The sequence below is a fragment of the Sphingomonas sp. genome (assembly GCF_032114135.1).
GTDB lineage: Bacteria > Pseudomonadota > Alphaproteobacteria > Sphingomonadales > Sphingomonadaceae > Sphingomonas.
Genome location: NZ_DAMCTA010000002.1, coordinates 395,916 through 416,838 on the forward strand (window position 1 = coordinate 395,916; position 20,923 = coordinate 416,838).

At 67.4% G+C, this 20,923-nt stretch carries 14 protein-coding genes; 6 read left to right on the forward strand and 8 right to left on the reverse strand.

Annotated elements, in window-relative coordinates; translation table 11 throughout:
* Positions 1-135: 135 nt before the first annotated feature.
* The 4 genes from paoC to RT655_RS13905 form a co-directional block, all read right to left on the reverse strand.
* Positions 136-2,343, reverse strand: a complete 2,208-nt coding sequence (paoC, locus tag RT655_RS13890) for an aldehyde oxidoreductase molybdenum-binding subunit PaoC (protein ID WP_313537807.1) — start codon at positions 2,341-2,343, stop codon at positions 136-138.
* A 3-nt stretch (positions 2,344-2,346) separates the two neighbouring features.
* Complete coding sequence (locus RT655_RS13895; protein WP_313537809.1) at positions 2,347-3,297, reverse strand: xanthine dehydrogenase family protein subunit M; 951 nt, start codon at positions 3,295-3,297, stop codon at positions 2,347-2,349.
* On the reverse strand, positions 3,294-3,944 hold the full coding sequence (gene paoA / locus RT655_RS13900; protein WP_313537811.1) for an aldehyde dehydrogenase iron-sulfur subunit PaoA: 651 nt from the start codon (positions 3,942-3,944) through the stop codon (positions 3,294-3,296). The genes RT655_RS13895 and paoA overlap by 4 nt, the downstream gene beginning before the upstream one ends.
* A 155-nt stretch (positions 3,945-4,099) precedes the next feature.
* Entirely contained in the window at positions 4,100-4,354 is a 255-nt protein-coding gene (locus RT655_RS13905) for a hypothetical protein (protein ID WP_313537813.1), read from the reverse strand.
* A 90-nt stretch (positions 4,355-4,444) separates the two neighbouring features.
* On the opposite strand from RT655_RS13905, the gene hemN reads away from it, so the two are divergent.
* From hemN to RT655_RS13920, 3 genes are all read left to right on the forward strand, one after another.
* Entirely contained in the window at positions 4,445-5,767 is a 1,323-nt protein-coding gene (hemN, locus tag RT655_RS13910) for an oxygen-independent coproporphyrinogen III oxidase (protein WP_313538483.1), read from the forward strand.
* Positions 5,768-5,889: 122 nt separating this feature from the next.
* Positions 5,890-9,204, forward strand: a complete 3,315-nt coding sequence (locus tag RT655_RS13915) for a glycosyltransferase (protein ID WP_313537815.1) — start codon at positions 5,890-5,892, stop codon at positions 9,202-9,204.
* Between the two features lie 354 nt (positions 9,205-9,558).
* On the forward strand, positions 9,559-12,165 hold the full coding sequence (locus RT655_RS13920) for a TonB-dependent receptor (RefSeq protein WP_313537817.1): 2,607 nt from the start codon (positions 9,559-9,561) through the stop codon (positions 12,163-12,165).
* A gap of 33 nt (positions 12,166-12,198) precedes the next feature.
* On the opposite strand, the gene RT655_RS13925 is transcribed toward RT655_RS13920, so the two are convergent.
* Complete coding sequence (locus RT655_RS13925; RefSeq protein WP_313537819.1) at positions 12,199-12,828, reverse strand: alpha-ketoglutarate-dependent dioxygenase AlkB; 630 nt, start codon at positions 12,826-12,828, stop codon at positions 12,199-12,201.
* A 167-nt stretch (positions 12,829-12,995) separates the two neighbouring features.
* On the opposite strand from RT655_RS13925, the gene RT655_RS13930 reads away from it, so the two are divergent.
* Positions 12,996-13,346 (forward strand): helix-turn-helix domain-containing protein, encoded by a 351-nt coding sequence (locus tag RT655_RS13930; RefSeq protein WP_313537821.1) that lies wholly within the window; start codon positions 12,996-12,998, stop codon positions 13,344-13,346.
* Between the two features lie 33 nt (positions 13,347-13,379).
* Here RT655_RS13930 and RT655_RS13935 read toward each other — a convergent pair whose 3' ends face one another.
* Together RT655_RS13935 and RT655_RS13940 are read right to left on the reverse strand one after the other, a co-directional pair.
* Entirely contained in the window at positions 13,380-14,387 is a 1,008-nt protein-coding gene (locus RT655_RS13935; protein ID WP_313537823.1) for an AAA family ATPase, read from the reverse strand.
* 84 nt (positions 14,388-14,471) lie between these two features.
* Positions 14,472-15,626 (reverse strand): endo-1,4-beta-xylanase, encoded by a 1,155-nt coding sequence (locus RT655_RS13940; protein ID WP_313537825.1) that lies wholly within the window; start codon positions 15,624-15,626, stop codon positions 14,472-14,474.
* Between the two features lie 112 nt (positions 15,627-15,738).
* On the opposite strand from RT655_RS13940, the gene RT655_RS13945 reads away from it, so the two are divergent.
* On the forward strand, positions 15,739-17,895 hold the full coding sequence (locus RT655_RS13945; protein WP_313537827.1) for an alpha-glucuronidase family glycosyl hydrolase: 2,157 nt from the start codon (positions 15,739-15,741) through the stop codon (positions 17,893-17,895).
* Positions 17,896-17,905: 10 nt separating this feature from the next.
* Entirely contained in the window at positions 17,906-19,729 is a 1,824-nt protein-coding gene (locus RT655_RS13950) for a glycoside hydrolase family 9 protein (protein ID WP_313537829.1), read from the forward strand.
* 99 nt (positions 19,730-19,828) lie between these two features.
* Here RT655_RS13950 and RT655_RS13955 read toward each other — a convergent pair whose 3' ends face one another.
* Positions 19,829-20,488, reverse strand: a complete 660-nt coding sequence (locus RT655_RS13955; protein ID WP_313537831.1) for a PEPxxWA-CTERM sorting domain-containing protein — start codon at positions 20,486-20,488, stop codon at positions 19,829-19,831.
* Positions 20,489-20,923: the final 435 nt, after the last annotated feature.

The following is a 20,923-nucleotide window of genomic DNA, read 5'->3' on the forward strand; positions in this document are numbered from 1 at the left end:
CGGAACGGGGAGGGGGACCGCCGCCGAAGGCGGTGGTGGAGGGGGGCTTCCAAAAGGGACGTCCCTCGCTGCGATCCCCCTCCACCAAGCCGCTGCGCGCCTTGGTCCCCCTCCCCGTTCCGGGGAGGATCTAGGTCACACGAACGCCGGCATCCCCGGCAGCAGCTTGTCCAGCGTCACCGGATAGTCGCGTACCCGCACGCCGCAGGCATTGTGGATGGCGTTGGCCACCGCGGCGCCGACGCCGCACAGGCCGAGCTCGCCCACGCCCTTCGCCTTCATCGGCGACGTCGTGGGGTCCGTCTCGTCGAGGAAGATCACTTCCTGGTGCGGGATGTCGGCATGGACCGGCACCTCGTAGCTGGCGAGATCGTGGTTGACGAAATAGCCGAAGCGCTTGTCGACCGCGAGCTCCTCCATCAGCGCCGAGCCGACGCCCATCGTCATCGCCCCGATCACCTGGCTGCGCGCCGACTTGGGGTTGAGGATGCGCCCCGCCGCGCAAACTGCGAGCATTCGCCGCACGCGCACCTCGGCGGTAGCGGAATCCACCGCGACCTCGACAAAGTGCGCGCCGAAGGTCGACTGCTGGACCTTCTTGGCGAGGTCGCCATAGTCCATATAGTCCTCGGCGACGAGCTCACCGCCCTTGGCCGCATCGGCCAGCGCCACGCTGCGATTGCCCGCACGCACCTTGCCGCCCTCGAAGACCACATCGGCCGAGTTGAAGCCGAGCGCCGCGGTCACCTTGTCACGCAGCATCGAACAGGCGGCGTAGACGCCCGCGGTCGAGCTGTTGGCGCCCCATTGGCCGCCCGAGCCGGAAGAGGCCGGGAAGCTGGAATCGCCGAGCCGCACCACCACCGTATCAAGCGGCACGCCCATCATCTCCGCCGCGGTCTGGGCGATGATGGTATAGGTGCCGGTGCCGATGTCGGTCATGTCGGTCTCGACGGTGACCACGCCCTTGCCGTCCAGCCGAACCCGCGCGCCGGACTTGCCGTTGATGTTGTTGCGGAACGCCGCGGCCATGCCCATGCCGATCAGCCAGCGGCCTTCACGGATGGCGCCCGGCGTCTTTCCACGTTTCGCCCAACCGAACTTCTCCGCGCCGATCTGCATGCACTGGACCAGCTGGCGCTGCGAGAAGGGGCGGTTGGCCGCTTCCGGGTCGACCTGGGTGTCGTTGAGCGCGCGGAACGCCACCGGGTCCATCCCCAGCTTCTCCGCCATCTCGTCCATCGCGATTTCGAGCGCCATCAGGCCGGGTGCCTCGCCCGGCGCGCGCATCGCATTGCCTTCGGGCAGGTCGAGCACCGCCAGCCGCATCGACGTCAGCCGGTTTTCGCCGGCATAGAGCAGGCGCGTCTGGCTCACTGCCGTCTCCGGCCCGCCGCCGGGCAGGTCGCCCGACCAGCTTTCATGGCCGATCGCGGTGATCTTGCCGTCCTTGGTGGTGCCGATACGGATGCGCTGGATCGTCGCGGGGCGATGGGTGGTATTGTTGGCGATCAGCGGCCGCTGCAGCGACACCTTGACCGGCCGCCCCGCCGCCTTGGCGCCGAGCGCCGCGAGGATCGCGTCGGTGCGGACGAAGAGCTTGCCGCCGAACCCGCCGCCAACGAAGGGCGACATCAGCCGTACCTTCTCCTTGGGCAGGCCCAGCGTGCGCGCCACGTCGCCCTTGCCCCAGTTGATCATCTGGTTCGAAGTCCACAGCAGCAGCTGGTCGCCTTCCCACTTGGCGGTGGAGGCGTGCGGCTCCATCATCGCGTGCGAATGGTCGGGCGTGGTGTAGCGCGCGTCGAGCTGGACGGGGGCGCTGGTAAAGGCGCCGTCGAAATTGCCTACCTTGCTCTCGGCGGGACCGCCAAAGCCTTCCTTGGGCAGCGTCGCACTGCCCATTTCGGTCTTCAGGTCGAACCGGCCCTTGCCGCGTGCATAATCGACGCGGATCAGCGAGGACGCGGCGCGCGCCTGCTCGAAGGTCTCGGCCACCACCAGCGCGATCGCCTGGTGATAATGCTCGATCTCGGGCCCGCCCAGCAGGTTGGCGGTGTTGAAATTGCCCTTGGTCAGCTTGCCGGCATTCTCGGCGGTAACGATCGCGAGCACGCCCGGCGCTGCCTTGGCTGCGCTGAGGTCCATGCCGGTGATCCGGCCCTTGGCGATCGCCGAGCCGAGCACATAGCCGTACGCCGCGCCGGGGGCGACATCGTGTCGCTCATAGGCATAGGGCGCCCGCCCGGTGGTCTTGAGCGGACCGTCGATCCGGTCGGTCGCCTTGCCGACCACCTTCAGGCGGTCGATGGGGTTGGTCGTGGCGGGGGTATCGAACTTCATGGCTCAGCCCCTTGCTTCGCTCAGCACCGCGGCGAGCGTGCGCTCGGCCAACTGGAGCTTGAAGGCATTGTCGTGCGTCGGCGTCGCTCCGGCGAAGGCGATCTTGGCAGTAGCCGCCGCCCCCTTGGGCAGCGCGGCCTCGGCCGCTTCGACCCGCCACGGCTTGTGCGCCATGCCGCCGAACGCGACGCGGCCGGTGCCGTCCTTCTGCACCACCGCCGCCACCGAGACGAGCGCGAAGGCGTAGGACGCGCGGTCGCGCACCTTGTGGTAGAAATGCTTGCCGCCCAACGGCTTGGGCAGCGTGACCGCGGTGATCAGCTCGCCGGTCTGGAGCGTGTTGTCGATATGCGGCGCATCGCCCGGCAGGCGATGGAAGTCGGCGATGGCGATCTTCCGGGTGGCGCCGTCGGGCTTCACCGTCTCCACGCTCGCGTCGAGTAGCCGCATCGCGATGGCCATGTCGCCCGGATAGGTGGCGATGCAGGCCTTGCTGGTGCCGATCACCGCGAGCTGGCGGCTGAACCCGCCGATCGCCGCGCAGCCGCTGCCGGGCTTGCGCTTGTTGCAGGGCTGGTTGGGGTCGTAGAAATAGGGGCAGCGGGTGCGCTGGAGCAGGTTGCCCGCGGTGGTCGCCTTGTTGCGCAGCTGGCCACTCGCGCCCGCGACGATCGCGCGGGTCAGCACCGCATAGTCGCGGCGGACGCGCTTGTCGGCGGCGAGATCGGTGTTGCGCACCAGCGCGCCGATGCGCAGCCCGCCGTCGCTCGTCTCCTCGATCCGGTCAAGCGCGAGCTTGTTGACGTCGATCAGATGCGCCGGGGTTTCGATCTCGAGCTTCATCAGGTCGAGCAGATTGGTGCCGCCGGCGATGAACTTGGCGCCGGGGGTCTTGGCGGCAAGTGCCGCGGCGTCGGCCGGGCTGCTCGCACGAGTATACGCAAAAGCCTTCATGCCTGCCTCCGCCCCGCGGCCTCGCGGATCGCCTCGACGATGTTGGAATAGGCGCCGCAGCGGCAAATATTGCCGCTCATCCGCTCGCGGATCTCCATCTCGGAGAAGGCGGGGCTGGCGGCGACGTCGGCGGCGACATGGCTGGGGATGCCGGCCTTGATCTCGTCGAGCACCGCTACGGCCGAGCAGATCTGCCCCGGCGTACAATAGCCGCACTGATAGCCGTCATGCTTCACGAAGGCGGCCTGCATCGGGTGCAGATCCTCGGGCGTGCCCAGGCCTTCGATCGTCGTGACGCTGTCGCCGTCATGCATCACCGCCAGGCTGAGGCAGGAGTTGATGCGGCGGCCGTTCACCATCACCGTGCAGGCACCGCACTGGCCATGGTCACAGCCCTTCTTGGTACCGGTCAGGTGCAGGTGCTCGCGCAGCGCATCGAGCAGCGTCGTGCGGGTGTCGACGGTCAGCTCGGTTGCCTTGCCGTTGACCTTTAGCTGCACGGGCAGGGTGGGAGGCGTCTCCATCGGCGCGACCGGTTCCTTGCTGCTGGCGCCGGCGCTGGCCGGCAAGGCGGTCACGGCGGCGCAGGCTGCGCCGCTCGTCAGCAACCCCCGTCGCGATACGCCGATATCGCTTGGACTATCCATCTGGGCATCCCCTATTTGCATGCTCCCGCAGCGGTATCGCCCGAATAGCCCGGTTGTTCCGGTGGCGATGTCGGCGGTGGCGCGATTATGGCACGTATGTACCCGGTTCGGTCCGCGGCGGCAATTGTCCGCCGGGGAAGCGCGGCCAGCGCGACTTAATCCGGCTGGTCGGACAGATCCATGAAGTTGCGCGCGGCTTCGCGATCGGCCTCGTCCTCGAAGGTCACGTCGAGATCCGGGGCGTTGCCGAGCATGAACAGCAGCGCCCACAACGCGAAGCGGCGAGCGCGATCCGTCTCGAGGCCAAGATCGACCTTCATCTTCTCGATGCCCGAGGCGAGCGCGGGCGGGGTGAGGGCGCCGAGATCGGCAGTGCCGAAATAGCGGACTAGCTGGTCGTCGAGTTGCATGGTCTTCCGCCTACGCTCGCGCGGCCCGGGCGGCAAGGATACGGGACATTCCCGAGCGACGTGCCCCAGCCTGCAGTGCATGCGCGGGGCATGTGGACCTATCACCCCGATCTGCTCGCCACGCCGGTGCCGCGCTACACCAGCTATCCTACCGCCGCTGAATTCCATGCGGGCGTAGGCCCGGCGGACCTCGCAGCGGCGCTCGACCGGGTGGCGGCGGATGCCGAGCTGTCGCTCTATCTCCACATTCCCTTCTGCCACCAGATCTGCTGGTATTGCGGCTGCAACACCGGTGCTGCCAACCGCACCGCCCGGCTTGACGGCTATCTTGCGCGGCTGTCGGAGGAGATCGAGCTGGTCGCGCGGCGGCTCGGCGGGCGGGGGCGGGTAGGCCGGATCGCGTTCGGCGGGGGCAGCCCCAACGCGATCACGCCCCAAGCGTTTCTCCGGCTGGTGGGCCAGATCAAGACCGCCTTCGGTGCCGCTGCGCCGGTGCTGTCGGTCGAGGTCGATCCGCGCGGCTTTGATGCCGCCTGGGCTGCTGCGCTGGCTGAAGCCGGCGCGGCTCGCGTCAGCCTCGGCGTGCAGACCTTCGATCCCGCCATCCAGATGGCGATCGGCCGGGTCCAGCCGCGCGCCGAGATCGCCGCCACGGTCGATCTGCTGCGCGAGGCCGGCGTCGAGTCGATCAATTTCGACCTGATGTACGGCCTGCCGGGTCAGACGGACCAGGCGCTGGACGACTCGATCGGCGAGAGCGTGGCGATGGGCGCCGATCGCCTTGCGGTGTTCGGCTATGCTCATGTGCCGCACCTGATCCCGCGCCAGCGCCGCATCGATGCGAGCGCGCTCCCCGACGCCGAAGCCCGCTTCGCCCAGGCAGCACTGGCACACGAGAAGCTGGTGGCGGACGGCTATGCCGCGATTGGCTTCGACCACTTCGCCAAGCCCGGCGACGCTATCGCGGTGGCCGCGCGCGCGGGTCGGTTGCGGCGTAACTTCCAGGGTTTTACCGAAGACGAGTCGGAGGTGGTGATCGGGCTTGGCGCCAGCGCGATCAGCGAGTTTCCGGACCTGCTGATGCAGAACGAGAAGAATGGCGGACGCTGGCACATGGCGGTCTCCGCCGGCCGCTTCGCTGCGGCGCGGGGCGTGCGGCGATCGATCGATGATCAATGGCGGGCGGCGGCGATCGAGGAACTGCTCTGCCAGGGGCGCGCCGATCTGGGGGGCATCACCGACCGCTCGGCCATCGCGCTCCGGCTGGCGCGGTTCGCGACGCACAAGCTGATCCGCTGGGAAGGCAGCGTGCTGCTGCTTGCGCCCGAGTCACTGCCCTATGCGCGGGTGATCGCCAGCGCGCTAGACGCCTATCGCGGCCCGGCAGTCATGCGTTTCAGCAGCGCGGTGTGAGATCCTCGGATATCCGGGAAACTACCCAGCGTTCGGTGTATAGCTTCGGTTAATACGGCTCTTTATAAGGCGCGGGCCCGACACGCGCCGGGGAGCTATTTGCGCGTATCGAAAGAGCACCGATGTCGCGTCCCGTATTTTTCGACCCCACCGGCAGCCGCAAGCGCTGGACGATGCGCACGGTGTTCGCACTGATCGGCGGCGTGCTGCTCGCCGCGGTGGTGTTCGCCGCCACCATCGTCAACGTTCCGCCCGCGCAGGACCTGCCGGTGCGGTGGGAAAATGCCAAGCCGGCGGCGCTGCGCTCGCTGAGCGCACGCGGCCAGTCGCGCGCGCAGCGCTGGCTGCCGGGGGGGTCGGCGAAGAAGCCGGGTGCCCCGCTCACCGTCGGCTTCTACGTGCCCTGGGACCCGGCGAGCGCCGATTCGCTCCGCCGCAACATCGGCGATCTCGACTGGGTGGTGCCGGCCTTCGTCTCGGTGACGGGGGCGAACCACGCGATGCAGCTGCTCGACGATCCCAAGTTCGCGAGCATCGTCGCCGCCGCCCCGCGCCGTCCGCGGGTGCTGCCGATGGTGCAGAACGTCTCCGACGAGGCCTGGGATACCGTCGGCTCGGCCAGGCTGATGGCGAGCCCGGCCGCCCGCGCGAAACTGGCGCGCGATCTCGCCGCGATGGTCAAGGCGCGCAACCTGCCCGGCCTGGTGATGGACTTCGAGAGCCTGCAGCCCGGCTCGTTGCCCGGCTATGTCCAGCTGCTCGACCAAATCAACAAGGCGATGCCCAAGGACAAGCTGCTCGCGGTCACCGTGCCGGCGGGTGACGGCAACTGGGATCTCAAGCGCTTCGCCGCGGTCACCGATCGCGTGATCCTGATGGACTATGACGAGCATTGGCAGGGCGGCACCGCCGGGCCGATCGCCTCGCAGCCCTGGTTCGTCGAGGAACTGCGCAGCGCGGTAGGCAAGGTGGGTGCCAGCAAGCTGATCGTCGCGCTGGCCAGCTACGCCTATGACTATCACGGCGATGGCACCGAGGCGATGAGCATCGAAGAGGCCTGGTCGGCGGCGCGCGACAGCGACGCCAAGGTCACCTTCGACAAGACCAGCGGCAACAGCGCCTTCGCCTATGACGAGGGCGGCAAGCATCACGAGATCTGGATGGTCGACGCGACGGCCACCTGGAACCAGTTGCAGGCGGTGCGCGCCGCCGGCGTCGGCAGCGTCGCCCTGTGGCGGCTCGGCACCGAAGACGCCGGCGTGTGGACCGCGCTGCTCGCCTATCGTCACGGCGGCCGGCCGGACTTGAGCCGCATCGTGCCGGCGACCAATGTCGACGTGGAGGGGCCGGGCGAAATCCTGCGCGTGACCTCGACGCCGACCGTGGGCCAGCGCGCGATCGGCTTCGATGCCGCCAACATGATCCGCGACGTGCAATATCCGGTGCTGCCGACGCCCTATGTCGTAATGCGCACCGGCGCCTCGAAGAACGAGATCGCGCTGACCTTCGACGACGGCCCCGATCCCACCTACACGCCGCGCATCCTCGACATCCTCAAGGCCGAGCATGTGCCGGCGACCTTCTTCATCATCGGCGAGAACGGGCTGCAGCATCCGCTGCTGCTCCGCCGGCTGGTGGCCGAGGGGCATGAGCTGGGCAACCACACCTATACCCACCCGAACCTCGCCACCACCTCGGCGGCGAGCACCGCGCTGGAGCTGAACGCCACCCAGCGGCTGGTACAGGCCTATACCGGCCGCGGCATGCGGCTGTTCCGCGCGCCCTATTTCGGGGACGCCGAGCCGACCACGCCGGACGAACTTGATCCGGCGGTGGTGGCGCAGAAGCAGGGCTACACCGTGGTCGGCCTCCACGTCGATCCGGACGACTGGAAGCGGCCCGGCGTCGATGCGATCGTGCAGGGCGTGCTCGACGACGTGGCGGGGGCTCAGCCCGACCATTCCACCAATGTCGTGCTGCTCCATGACGGCGGCGGCAATCGCGAGCAGACGATCGAGGCCCTGCCGCGAATCATCCACGAGCTGCGCGCGCGGGGGTACAGCTTCGTGCCGATCTCGAAGCTGGCGGGCCTTTCCTATGATGCGGTGATGCCGCCGATCCGCGGCAGCGACCTGCTGGCGGTGCGGGCGGACGTCGCGATCTTCGTCGCGCTGGCGGCGATCGCCTCAGGGCTGCGCTGGATGTTCTTCATCGCGATCACGCTGGGCATCGCCCGCGCGGTGATCCTAGCCGGGCTGGCGCTGCGTCAGCGGTTGCGCGAGCGCGGCGAACCGCCGGTGTTCACGCCCAGCGTTTCGGTGATCATCCCCGCCTATAACGAGGAGCGGGTGATCGAATCCTCGGTGCGCCGCGTGCTTGCCAGCGACTATCCGGCGATCGAGCTGATCGTCGCTGACGATGGCTCCAAGGACCGCACCAGCGAGATCGTCGCGGCGGCGTTCGGCGACGATCCGCGGGTGACGCTGCTCACGCTGGTCAACGGCGGCAAGGCGGCCGCGCTCAACCGCGCGCTGCAGGAAGCCAAGGGCGAGGTCATCATCGCGCTGGATGCCGACACCCAGTTCGAGCCCGAGACGATCGGCCGCCTCGCGCGCTGGTTCGCCGACGGCAAGATCGGTGCGGTGGCGGGCAGCGCGCAGGTGGGCAACCGGGTCAACCTCGTCACCCGCTGGCAGGCGGTGGAATATATCACCGCGCAGAATCTCGAGCGGCGCGCGCTCGCCGGGTTCAACGCGATCACCGTGGTGCCGGGCGCGGTCGGCGCGTGGCGGCGCGCGGCGCTCGACGCGGTGGGCGGCTATCCCGAGGATACGCTGGCCGAGGACCAGGATCTCACGATCGCGATCCAGCGCGAAGGCTGGCGCGTCACCTATGATCCCGAGGCGGTCGCCTGGACCGAGGCGCCGGAAAGCTTCAAGGCGCTCGCCAAGCAGCGCTACCGCTGGGCGTTCGGCACGCTGCAGTGCCTGTGGAAGCATCGCGGCCTGTACCGCGACAAGCAGGCGCGGGGGCTTGCCTGGATCGGGCTGCCCCAGGCCTGGATCTTTCAGATCATCTTCGCCGCGATCTCGCCGCTGATCGATCTCGCGCTGGTCTCGGCGACGATCGCCACCGGCGTGCGCATCGCGCAGCATGGCTGGGAGCAGACCCGCGGCGATGTCGGCACCATGGCGCTCTACTGGGTGGCCTTCACCGCGATCGACGTGGGCTGCGGCTGGGTGGCGTACCGGCTCAACAGCCGGCGGATCCGCTACCCCGCGCTGCTGCTGGTGGCGCAGCGTTTCGTCTATCGCCAGCTTATGTACTGGGTGGTGCTGCGCGCGATCAGCTCGGCGCTGGGCGGCTGGTTCGTCGGCTGGGGTAAGCTGGAGCGCACCGGGCGAGTCGGTGCCGCCGGCGCGGCCGCCGCCGAATAGGGGCGCGCACCGCCTTCAAGAATGCGGGATCGTACCGCCCGCCTTGCCGCAAGGGCGAGGCGGGCGGTTTGCGTTCGATGGCATCGAACAGGTTCGGCTGGATGCAAATCGACCTGTGCTATTTCTGCTACACTTTTGATTTTTTCCGCGTATCGCCCACAAGCGGGCATAGCTTAACCAAGTCGAATCCATCGAATGACAGCGTGGATACGCTAGGTTTTCCGACGTTCGTCTTTTAGATGAACTGAAGATGATTTAACGGAGAATTTTATAAGGCGGTTGCTGTAACAATCCTGCCAAATCCTGTGCCTAGGGGCGCCCCCGAACCAAAGTGAACACCTCGGGGTACCTAGAATGTCAGATCGCTCTACTATCCGCCTCGCGCTGCTGGCTGGCGCCACGTCGCTCGTCCTCGCCGCCGCCCCGGCCATGGCGCAGGCCCAGACCGCCGATGCACCGGCCGCCGGCACCGAACAGCCCGAAGGCCTGGCCGACATCGTCGTCACCGCGACGCGGCGCGAGACCAACCTGCAGAAGACGCCGATCTCGATCAGCGTGCTCAGCACCGAGGCCCTGCAGGACCGTCACGTCCAGAGCCTGTTCAACCTCGCCGACGGCACCGTGCCGTCGCTCCGCGTCGCGACCTTCGAGGCGCGCCAGTCGGCGCTGACGATCGGCATCCGCGGCATCGTCCCCTACGACCAGAACCAGACCGCGCGCGACGGTGGCGTCGGCGTGTACATCGACGGCGTCGCCCTGGGTAAGACCCAGGGCCTCAACGCCGCGCTGTTCGATATCGAGCGCATCGAAGTGCTGAAGGGCCCGCAGGGCACGTTGTTCGGCCGCAACACCGAAGGCGGCGCGCTGTCGCTCGTCACCCGCGCCCCCACCGGCGAGTTCGGTGGTCGTATCAACGGCGGAGTCGGCAATTACGGCAGCCGCAGCGTCGACGCGCACCTCGACCTGCCCGCCTTCCACGACGTCGCGCTCAAGCTCGACGGCGTCTACCAGCACCAGGATCCGACGGTGGACAACCCGCTCACGGGTTCGACCGGCTGGAACTATTATGATCGCAAGGGCGGCCGCGTAGCGGCGCGCTGGAAGCCGATCGATGGCTTCACCGCCGACTTCGCCTATGATTATGCGAAGGACGAGAACACGCCGCAGTTCAGCCAGCTGATCAGCTACAACCCCAACAACTATGCGGTCGGCACGTTCAACAACGGCGCGCTGCAGCTGAACGGCGTCAATTGCGGCGGCACGATCACGACAGCCCAGGCGGCCGCCGGTCGCCCGGTCTGCATCGCACCCAAGGCGCCGCTGGTCGGCGTCCATCCGAATCGCCAGCGCGTTGCCGATGTCGGCGTGCCGCAGCAGCCGAGTGTCGACATCACGCACGGCGTCTCGTCGAACCTGAAGTACACCGCCGCGCCGTGGCTCGAACTGCGCTCGATCACCGCATGGCGTGGCGTCAGCACCGACCAGTGGGACAATTCGGGCGGTCCGGAGCGCAGCTCGTTCGCGCCGTTCGTGCCGAACACGGCGAACCCGGCCGCGATCAACACCACCGGCACCTTCAGCCGCTACAGCCTGTCGTTCCTGCGCCAGCACCAGTTCAGCCAGGAATTCCAGGCGGTCGGCAGCGTGCCGCAGTTCGACTATGTCGTCGGTGCCTATTACTTCACCGAGCGGGCCACGGAATATGCGGCGACGCCGCTCACCAACCAGTGGAACGCGGACGGCACCGCCTACACCATCCGCAGCCCGATCCCGGGCAATGCCAGCGCGATCACCGGTGCGAACTCGGGCTATCAGCAATATGATCCGTCGTGCAACAACACGCTGGCGGCGACGGTGCCGCAGTTCGCCAACAGCTGCCAGTTCATCACCCGCGCCAGCCAAGCGACCGACCACAACTATTCGCTGTTCGGCAACCTGACCTTCACCCCGGATGCGCTGGGCGACGTGGTGCATGTCACTCTCGGTGGCCGCTGGACCAAGGACAAGCGCCACGGCACGCTCTATGTCGTCAACAATCGCGCCGACCTCGTCGTGGCGGGCCAGGTGTCGCCGTTCGGCTTCAGCAACAGCGTCAGCCGCTTCGATCCGATGATCAACGTCGCGCTCGATGCGACGCAGGACATCCATCTCTACGCCAAGTACGCGACGGGCTTCCGCGCCGGCGGCGCCAACGACCGGTCGCTGCAGTTCAATGCCTTCGGTCCGGAATCGGTCAAGTCGTATGAAGTCGGCGCAAAGATGGACTTCTGGAACCACAAGGCGCGCCTGAACCTGGCGGGCTATATCATGGACCGTTCGAACACCCAGTTCGACTTTGACTATTTCGACACCAACGGCGCGAGCCCGACCAACGGTAGCCATATCGAGCAGACCACCAATGCCGGCGACAGCAAGATCCGCGGCGTCGAGGCCGATCTGACCGTGGCACCGGTGCAGGGCCTGACGCTGACCGCCTCCTACGCCTATACCTACTGGCGTGCGCCGTCGGCGGTGAACCCGCTGACTCCGGGCGCGCCGGCCCAGCAGTTGTACATCGTCTACACGCCGAAGAATGCGGCGTCGGGCTCGATCGACTATGCCCTTCCGATCGGTGGCGGCGACGCGACCCTGCGTCTGCACCTGGATGGCAATTATTCGAGCAGCCAGTACAGCTTCCAGCTCGAACCGACCAAGACCGACGCTGCCTTCATCATGAACGGCCGCATCGCGATCGCGGACATCGCGGTGTCGGATCACAACAAGGTCACCTTCGCCGTCTGGTCGCGCAACCTGCTCGACCACACCTATATCTACCGCCGCTCGTCGGCCAACTCGGCGCCGGTGCTCAACTATGGCGCGAACGGCCAGCTGGTCTCGACCAGCTATGGCGGCATCCTGGGTGATTACGCCAACTTCAACCCCCCGCGGACTTGGGGCGTGGAAGCCAGCGTCAAGTTCTGATGCGATGGTCCCGCCGTTCTGGCGGCGGGACGGTCAACCGGTGCGGCCTGGGCGGGGATCCCCGTCCGGGCCGTCCTGCGTCTGACGTCGGCCCAGCGCGGACAGGGCGCGGAACGTGATCGACCAGCGCGGTTCCGCCATGGGCGCGATGCTGTGCTCCCAGGCGTGCCGCACCTCGCCCGCAAGCAGGTAGATCGAGCGCGGGGGTAGGAATTGCTCGGCGCGCTCGAAGGCACGGGGGCCCGTCCGCCGCCGGAGGCGCAGCGTCGCGGGGGCGCCGAGCGAGATGCCGACCACCTCCTCGAACACCGGTCGGTCCCGGTGCCAGCCGATCCCGGCACCGATCGGATAGTGGATCAGCAGTGCCTGGACGAGGGTCCCCGGGGCAAGACCGGCAAAGGTCTCGGCGCGGTCGCGCAGCGGCACCAGCCATGCGGGGAAGGGTTCGGCGCGCGCAAAGCCGCTGTCTTCGAAGTCGTAGCGCCAGCCATAGCTGGTGGTGCGGCGATTGCCGGTCCAACCCTGGAAGCGGAACGGCTCGAGCCCGGTGGAATCGATCGCGGTGATCGCGGTGGATTCCTCGATGGCGTTCAGGAACTTGGGTTCAAACCGCAGGCCGGAGGGGCCGGGAATGTCAAACAGATCCGCCTGGCGTGCCGTCATGCTGGCTCAACCTTCGAAGCGCTGGTATGCTCCCTGTCGCGGCCTCCCGGCGAGACATATGGCAGCAAACATGCATATATATGATGTCTCATATTGATCCAGGTTTATGAATTTCCTGGTTTTTTTGAAGCGTGACGGGTTGCTTGGCATAGGATACACTCATAGCCATGGTCGCCGTGAAGAACGATATGATCGAGGTAATCGACCACGCGTCGCAGTTTTTGAAGGCGCTGTCCGGCCGCAGCCGTTTGCTGCTTCTCTGCCACCTGGTAGATGGCGAGAAGTCGGTAGGGGAACTGGCCAGGCTGACGGGCGCACGCGACACGGCGGTCTCCCAGCAACTCGCCTTGCTGCGCCGCGAGGGCATGGTCTCGGCCCGGCGGGCCGGGCAGATGATCTTCTACTCGTTGGCCAGCCCCGAGGCACGCCGCATGCTCGAGGCACTGAACGATCTGTTCTGCGCCAATGACAGCGTCAGCGGCATCCTGCTCAAGCCAGAGGTGGCCGAGACCGTTTGAGACGGGTCGGCGGGTGCGGCCCGCCGGGCGCGCTCAGCGGCGGGGGCGTTCGATCGCGGTGCGTGCCGCCGGGACGATCCATTCCATCGCGCGGTTGGCCCGCATCCGGTGCCAGCCGAACAGGTCGCCAACCGAGCGGCGCGCCTGATCGCGCGCGACATCGGCGGTCGCGTCGGAAGCATCGCCGGTACGCGCGCTGACCCGGGCGATGCGGTCGCGATCGGGCGCCTCCAGCCAGATGCCGGTAAACGGCACCCGGGCCTGCAGCGCCACCGCTTCGGCGACTTCGCGCTCGCTACGGTTCAGGAACACCGCGTCGAGGATCACGGTCGAGCCGCAGGCGAGGTGATCGTCCGCCGATTCGAACAGCGCCTCATAGGTCTCGGCGTCGTTGCGGCGGGTGTAATGCGAGGGCGGCAGGCGTGTTTCGGGCGGTAGTCCCGCGAGCCGCTTGCGAAACACGTCCGAGCGCAGCACGCGGGCGCCCGGGCGGCGGCCATAAAGGCCACCGAGCAACCGCGACAGGCTCGACTTGCCGGTGCCGGAAAGGCCGCCGATTACGATCAGCTGCGGTGCCGCGGATTCCAGCAGTCGATCCGCCGCTTCGGGATCGTTGGTCTGGAGCGAAAGCATCAGCGGGAGCAGCGCCCAGCCTGTGGCACCCTGGGGCGACAGGTCCAGATAGCGATTGGCGAGGATGCTGGCGTCGGTCGTCCGCCCATCCGCCAGCAGTGCCGCCAGCGGCCCGGCGAGATCGAACAGGATGTCTGCCGGCGTGCCGTCGTCGATCCGCCGAACGCGCCCGGCCCGGGCACGGCGTTCGATGTCGCCGCCGAGCAGGGCAAGCGCGCTGCGCTGGGCACCGGTGCGCGCGCGATCCATCAGCATCTGGCGGAAGGCGGCCCCGGCGGAGGTCACCGTCGCATTGCCATGGGCCCGCACCATTGCCTCGGCGACGCCGTACAGCGTCGCGACGTCGGTCGTGCTGGGGAGCGGTGTCTCTCCGCCCGGTCCTTGCCATCTCGCGGCCGCTGCAGCCATTGCCCTGCTCCCTGGTTCCCACGGCGACTCAGCCACTCGCGACTACACCTATACGCGCAAAAACTGAACGGGAGCGTACCGAGGTCAGCGCCGCGTGGCGGTTTTCATCAATTTCGTCGCAACCATAGCGTGGAGCGGTGTGGGCTGGAATTCGCGGTCATACGGTGCCACCCGCGGCGCGCTGCCGTCCTTGCGCGGCTTGAAGCCGTTCAGCCAGCTATATTTGTCGCACATCCCCCAGAACAGCATGTCGCGCAGCTGCGGATAGCCGAACAATATGTCGAGATAGACTCCGGCATAGTCGGCCACCTGCCGGTCGCGCGCGGTGATGTCGGTGGGCAGATGCTGGTCGGCGACGTCGAACTCGGTGATCAGCAGCGCATAGCCCATGCCGGTGACGGCATCGAGGAAGGCACGCCACGGCTTTTCCTGCCGCGCGGCGAGCACGCCCGCCGGGGCACCGCTGATCGGCTCGATATGCGACTGCACGCCCAGCGCATCCACCGGCACACCGCGCTTGCGGAAGCCCTCGAGCAGGCGGAGCACACCGTCGCGGTGTGCCTCGTTGCCGGGCTCCCAGCTCATATAGTCGTTATACACCAGCTGGGCGTGCGGCGCGGCGGCACGGGCGGTGTGGAAGGCGTGGTCGAGCATCGGCACGGTGCCGCCAAACGCGCGCGACAGGCTGGTCTCGCGCAAGCCACCCGTCTTCTCGTCCACCGTCTCGTTGACCACGTCATAGCTGTGGATGCGGCCGGCATAGCGGTGGCAGACCGTGTCGATATGGGTGGCGAGCAGCCGCTCGGCCTCGCGCCGCGGCGTGGCGCCGAAGTTGTAGTCGTTCAGCCAGCGCGGGAAATATTGGCTCTTGTGCCAGAGCAAAGTGTGGCCGCGCATCGCCATGCGGTGCGCCTCGGCCCAATCGAGCATCGCGTCGAAATGGGTGAAGTCGAACTTGTCCGGAGCAGGGCGGGTTGCCTGCCACTTCAGCTGGTTCTCCGGCACAAGCAGCCCGCAATCGCGCTGGAGCAATGCGGCATAGCGCGGGTTGGCGAAGGAGCCGGCATCGGCGCCCGGCGGGCTCCAGCCGAAGGCGGAGCCGATCCGCATGGCCTTCTGCCCGGCGATCGTGTTCAGCCCTGGCAGCTGCGAGGTCGCGCGGGCGGCTAGCGGTAGCGCGGCGGTGGCGGCGGCGCCGGCGAGCAGCGCGCGGCGGTCGATGGGAAATCCGTTGGCCATGAAACCCTCTCCTGATCGCGCCTCGGGGCGTCGCTTGCTTGGTAGCGGTACCATCTCCGGCCTGCTACACGCTTGTCAACAACGCGAACGATCGCGGCAGAGAGAGGGCGCAATGCAGGCGGCATATCGGGCGATTTTGTGGATTCTTGCGGCGTTTGCCTTTGCGAATCAGGCGCATGCCGAAACCGGGTATGATCTGTGGCTGCACTACCAGCCGCTCGATGCGGGTACCGTGCAGCGGGTGGCGCCCAAGCTCCGCTATGTGGTGGCGGACGGCAGCCGCCCGACGGTGCGCGCCGCGCTCGACGAGCTGGACCGCGGGCTTGCCGGGCTGATCGGATCGGCGCCGGCGCATGCCAGCGCGGTGCAGGGCGAGGGCGGCGTGGTGCTCGCCACCGCCGGCTCGCCGCTGCTCGCAGGGATGAAGCTGCCGCTCGCCGCGCTCGGCCGAGAGGGCTTCCTGCTCCGCACCGCCACGATCGGCGGCGCCAAGGTGACGCTGATCGCCGCGAACAGCGACACCGGGCTGCTCTATGGCAGCTTCCGCCTGCTCAAGCTGCTTCAGCTGCGCGCATCCCTCGACGCGCTCGACGTGCAGGATGCCCCCAAGCTGCAGCTGCGCGTGCTCGATCATTGGGACAATCTCGATCGCTATGTCGAGCGCGGCTATGCCGGCCAGTCGCTGTGGGACTGGCAGAAGCTGCCGGGCTACAAGGACCCGCGCTACACCGATTATGCCCGCGCCAATGCCTCGATCGGCATCAACGCGGTGGTGCCGAACAACGTCAACGCCAATGCCGACATCCTCACCGCGCCCTATCTCCAGAAGGTGAATGCGCTGGCCGGGGTGTTCCGCCCCTATGGCATCCGCATCTACCTGACCGCGCGCTTCTCCGCCCCGATCGAGATCGGCGGGCTCAAGACCGCCGACCCGCTCGACCCGGCGGTGCGCGCCTGGTGGAAGGCCAAGGCGGACGAGATCTACGCCGTCATCCCCGATTTCGGCGGCTTCCTGGTCAAGGCCAATTCGGAGGGCCAGCCCGGCCCTTCCGACTACAAGCGCAGCCATGCCGACGGCGCCAACATGCTCGCCGATGCGCTCGCGCCCCATGGCGGCGTGGTGATGTGGCGGGCGTTCGTCTATTCCGAGCATAACGACGCCGATCGCCACAAGCAGGCGAACGACGAGTTCGTGCCGCTCGACGGCAAGTTCCGCGACAACGTGCTGCTCCAGGTGAAGAACGGCGCGATCGACTTCCAGCCGCGCGAGCCCTTCCACCCGCTGTTCGGCGCGATGCCCAAGACGCCGCTGATGCTCGAGGTGCAGATCACCAAGGAGTATCTCGGCTTCGCCACGCACCTCGCCTATCTCGGCACGATGTGGGAGGAGGTGCTGGAGAGCGACACCTTCCGGCCGCGTGCCGGCAGCACCGTCGCCAAGCTGCTGGAGACGCCGGTCGCCCCCAAGGCGCTCACCGGCATGGCGGGCGTCGCCAATATCGGCACCGATATGAACTGGAGCGGTTCGCTGTTCGATCAGGCCAACTGGTACGCCTATGGCCGGCTCGCCTGGGATCCCGACGCCAAGGCCGCGGACATCGCCCGCGACTGGGCGCGGCTGACCTGGAGCCCCGATCCGGCGGTGGTCGATCCCATCGTCGCGATGATGCTGGAATCGCGCGAGGCGGTGGTGAACTACATGACGCCGCTCGGCCTCGGCCATGTGATGGCGACGGGTCACCATTACGGCCCGGGGCCCTGGGTGTCGGACCTTGCCCGCCCCGAATGGAACCCGGCCTATTATCATCGCGCCGACGCAAACGGCATCGGCTTCGACCGCACCCCCACCGGCACCAACGCGCTGGGCCAATATGCGCCGCAGGTGGCGAAGCGCTGGGGCGACCTGAAGACGGTGCCGGACAGCCTGCTGCTCTGGTTCCACCATGTCCCCTGGGACTATCGGATGCGCTCGGGCGAAACGCTGTGGGACAGCCTGATCGCGCATTACGACACCGGCATCGCCACGGTGGAGGACATGCAGCACCGCTGGGCCGGGCTGGAAGGCAAGGTCGATGCCCGCCGTTGGTCCGAGGTGCGCGACTTCCTCGCCATCCAGCGCGAGGAGGCGCAGTGGTGGCGCGATGCGTCGATCGCCTATTGGCAGTCGCTATCGAAGCGCCCGCTGCCGGCCGGCCATCTGGCCCCGCCGCATCCGCTCGGCTATTACGAAGCGATCCGGACGCCGCACGCGCCCGGCAACGGCAAATAACGGGGGCAGGATGCGCAAGCGGAACGGGTGGCTGCTCGCCGGCATCGTGCTGGCGAGCCCGGTGGCCGCGCAGCAGCGGCCAGCGATCGACGTCAACCAGATCGGGTTCGAGCCCGCCGACGTGAAGCTGGCCGTCGTGCGGGGCGCAGGGACGACAGCGCTGTCTTGGCTGCTGCTGGATGCCGACGGCAGGCAGGTCGGCCAGGGCCAGACGTTGGTCTATGGCCCCGATGCGAGCTCCGGCGCAGCGGTGCAGCGGATCGACTTTTCGGGCTTTCGCCACGCGGGGAAGGGCTATCGGCTGTCGGTCGCGGGGGTGACCAGCGATCCGTTCGCCATTGCGCCGAGGCTCTACGCATCGCTCGCACGCGACGTCGCCAACTTCTTCTACCAGCAGCGCGCCGGCACTCCGATCGACGCGAAATATGCGGGCGCGGCCTGGGCGCGCCCTGCGGGGCACGTACGGGAGTTCGCCGGCTGCTTCGCCGGCGCGGACGAGCGCGGCACGAACTGGCCGGGTTGCAGCTACACGCTCGACGTGACCGGCGGCTGGTATGATGCCGGCGATCACGGCAAGTACGTCGTCAATGGCGGCATCGCGCTGTGGACGCTGCTCAACGCTTATGAGCGCCGCCCCAAGGCCTTCCCCGACGGATCGCTGCGCATCCCCGAAAGCGGCAACGGCGTGAGCGACCTGCTCGACGAAGCGCGCTGGGAGATGGAATTCCTGCTCCGGATGCAGATCCCGGACGGTGTCCGCACCCGCGTACCCTCGGGCCCGCTCGGCGCGCCCAAACCCGGCCGTCCCGCCTGGGAGCGGAGCTTCCCGCCCTTCGCCGAGATCGATGCCGGGGGCATGGCACACCAGAAAGTCGCCGATCGCAACTGGACGACGCTGCCTACCCCGCCGCAGGACGACCGGGAGGAGCGGCTGCTCTACCCGCCGACCACCGGCGCGACGCTCAACCTGGCGGCAACCGCAGCGCAGTGCGCGCGGCTTTGGCGCGGGGTGGACGATGCCTTCGCCGCCCGCTGCCTAGCCGCCGCGCGGCGCGCCTGGGCCGCAGCGCAGCGCAACCCGCAGGTCTATGCCACCAGCAGCTTTACCGGCAGCGGCGGCTATGGCGACAACGCCTTGCGCGACGAATTCTACTGGGCCGCCGCCGAACTCTACGCGACCACCGGCGAGGAAGCGTTCCGCAAGGCGGTGACCGGCTCGCCGCATTTCGGCGAAGCGGTTCGCGCGCCCGGCTGGAGCTTCACCGCCCCACTCGGCACAATCACGCTGGCGACGGCGAAGACGGGCCTGCGCGATGCCGAGGTCCAGAAGCTGCGCGCGACGCTGATCGCGGCGGCGGACGGCATGCTCGCGCAGCGTCGCCAGAACGGCTATGCGATCCCCTACAAGGCGCAGGGCTATCCCTGGGGATCGAACGGCGACCTGATGAACCAGGCGATGCTGCTGGGCGTGGCGGGTGACCTGACCGGCGACGCAAAGTACCGCGCGGGCATCGTCTCGGCGCTCGACTATCTGCTCGGGCGCAACCCGATGGGGACGTCCTATGTCAGCGGCTACGGCACGCGGTCGCTGCAGCACCCGCACCACCGTTTCTGGGCGCACTCACTGGACGCCAAGCTGCCGGGGCCGCCGCCGGGCGTGCTCTCGGGCGGGCCCAACGACACGGCGATGGCGGACACGGTGGCGATGCACCTGAAGGGCAAGTGCGTCGCCCAGACCTGCTGGGCCGACGACATCCACGCCTATGCGCTCAACGAAGTGGCGATCAACTGGAACGCGCCGCTGTTATGGGTGGCAGCGTGGATGGATGATTGAGGGCAGCGCATTGTATCGCCAAGCGTCCCAAGTGCGGACGTTCGGAAATTTCCCCGGCCGGGCAGGATGCCGACGGGCCGGGGAGATCTGGGCTGGCGTCTAGCCGATCGCGCGGGCGAGGCGCGCGCGACGTCGGACGGCAGAGCCCATTAGGGCAAAGCCGCCCAGCATCATTGCCCAGGTCGCCGGCTCCGGGACGGCGCTGTCGCCCGTCAGCGTGAACGCCATGTCGTACGATTGCGGCCGGACGATCCCGACGAAGTTCTGGAAACTGGCGCCATCGCCGCCTTGCGCTGTTGCCCAACCCCATTGGGACGAACGAGCGGCGTCGGGCACGATCGACATCCAATATGGGGTGCCGCCCGTTGCCGCGAAATTCAGGGCAAGGGTATAGGTGCAGATCGCAGAAGCGTTGCAGCTCTCGTTGCCGTCGCCGGGAATCGAAAAGGTCGAGAGCGTAGGGCCGACTTGGCCGGCATTATTGGAATAGAATTTGACGGTGAACTGAGAGATCGGGGAGGGCGTTGCCGGATTGAAATACCTTCCGACAAAGCTCAGGCCGGTTACGGTGCTGGATCCGAAAAGCGTGAAATTATCAAAAACGGTCGCATAGTTGCCAACGCCTTGGCTGTCGTTTTGGCTGGCAAATGCGCTCCCCGAAACATCGAACGTCTGCGTATAGAGTGTTGCGGCGCTGGCTGGTCCCGAAGCCATTACCGCGATGGCCACTGCAACCGCCTTGAATCCATGAACCGTCATTGTTGATCCCCCCTAAAATGTGAGCGTTTCGCTCATTGTAATTGGGGTAATCACGGGAAAGCGGCTTCGCAAGGTTATGCTTAGAAGTGGTGTCCAAATCGGCACAACCGGCGATGCGCAAGTTCACAAGGCGGTCTTGTGACCCGGTGGCCCGCATCTGCTTTTCACCTGGTCCTGGGACATTCCCTGCACTCGTCGGTCGCACCGCTGACCACAGAACCGCCGCCTTGTGACCGGGTCTGTGTTCCCTATATGTACTGGCATGCCTGCCTTCGAGCAGCCGCTCTTTGATCGCGTTTGATCCCTCCCTTTTACGCGTGAAGCGACATGCTTCGGCGCCTCGATCTGTGTTCGGGCGTTGCATGCGCTGAAATTGCACGAGCCTAAACTTCGTAAACTTTGCAGCGCGGGTCGGCGCGTAGGCCAGACTCGACG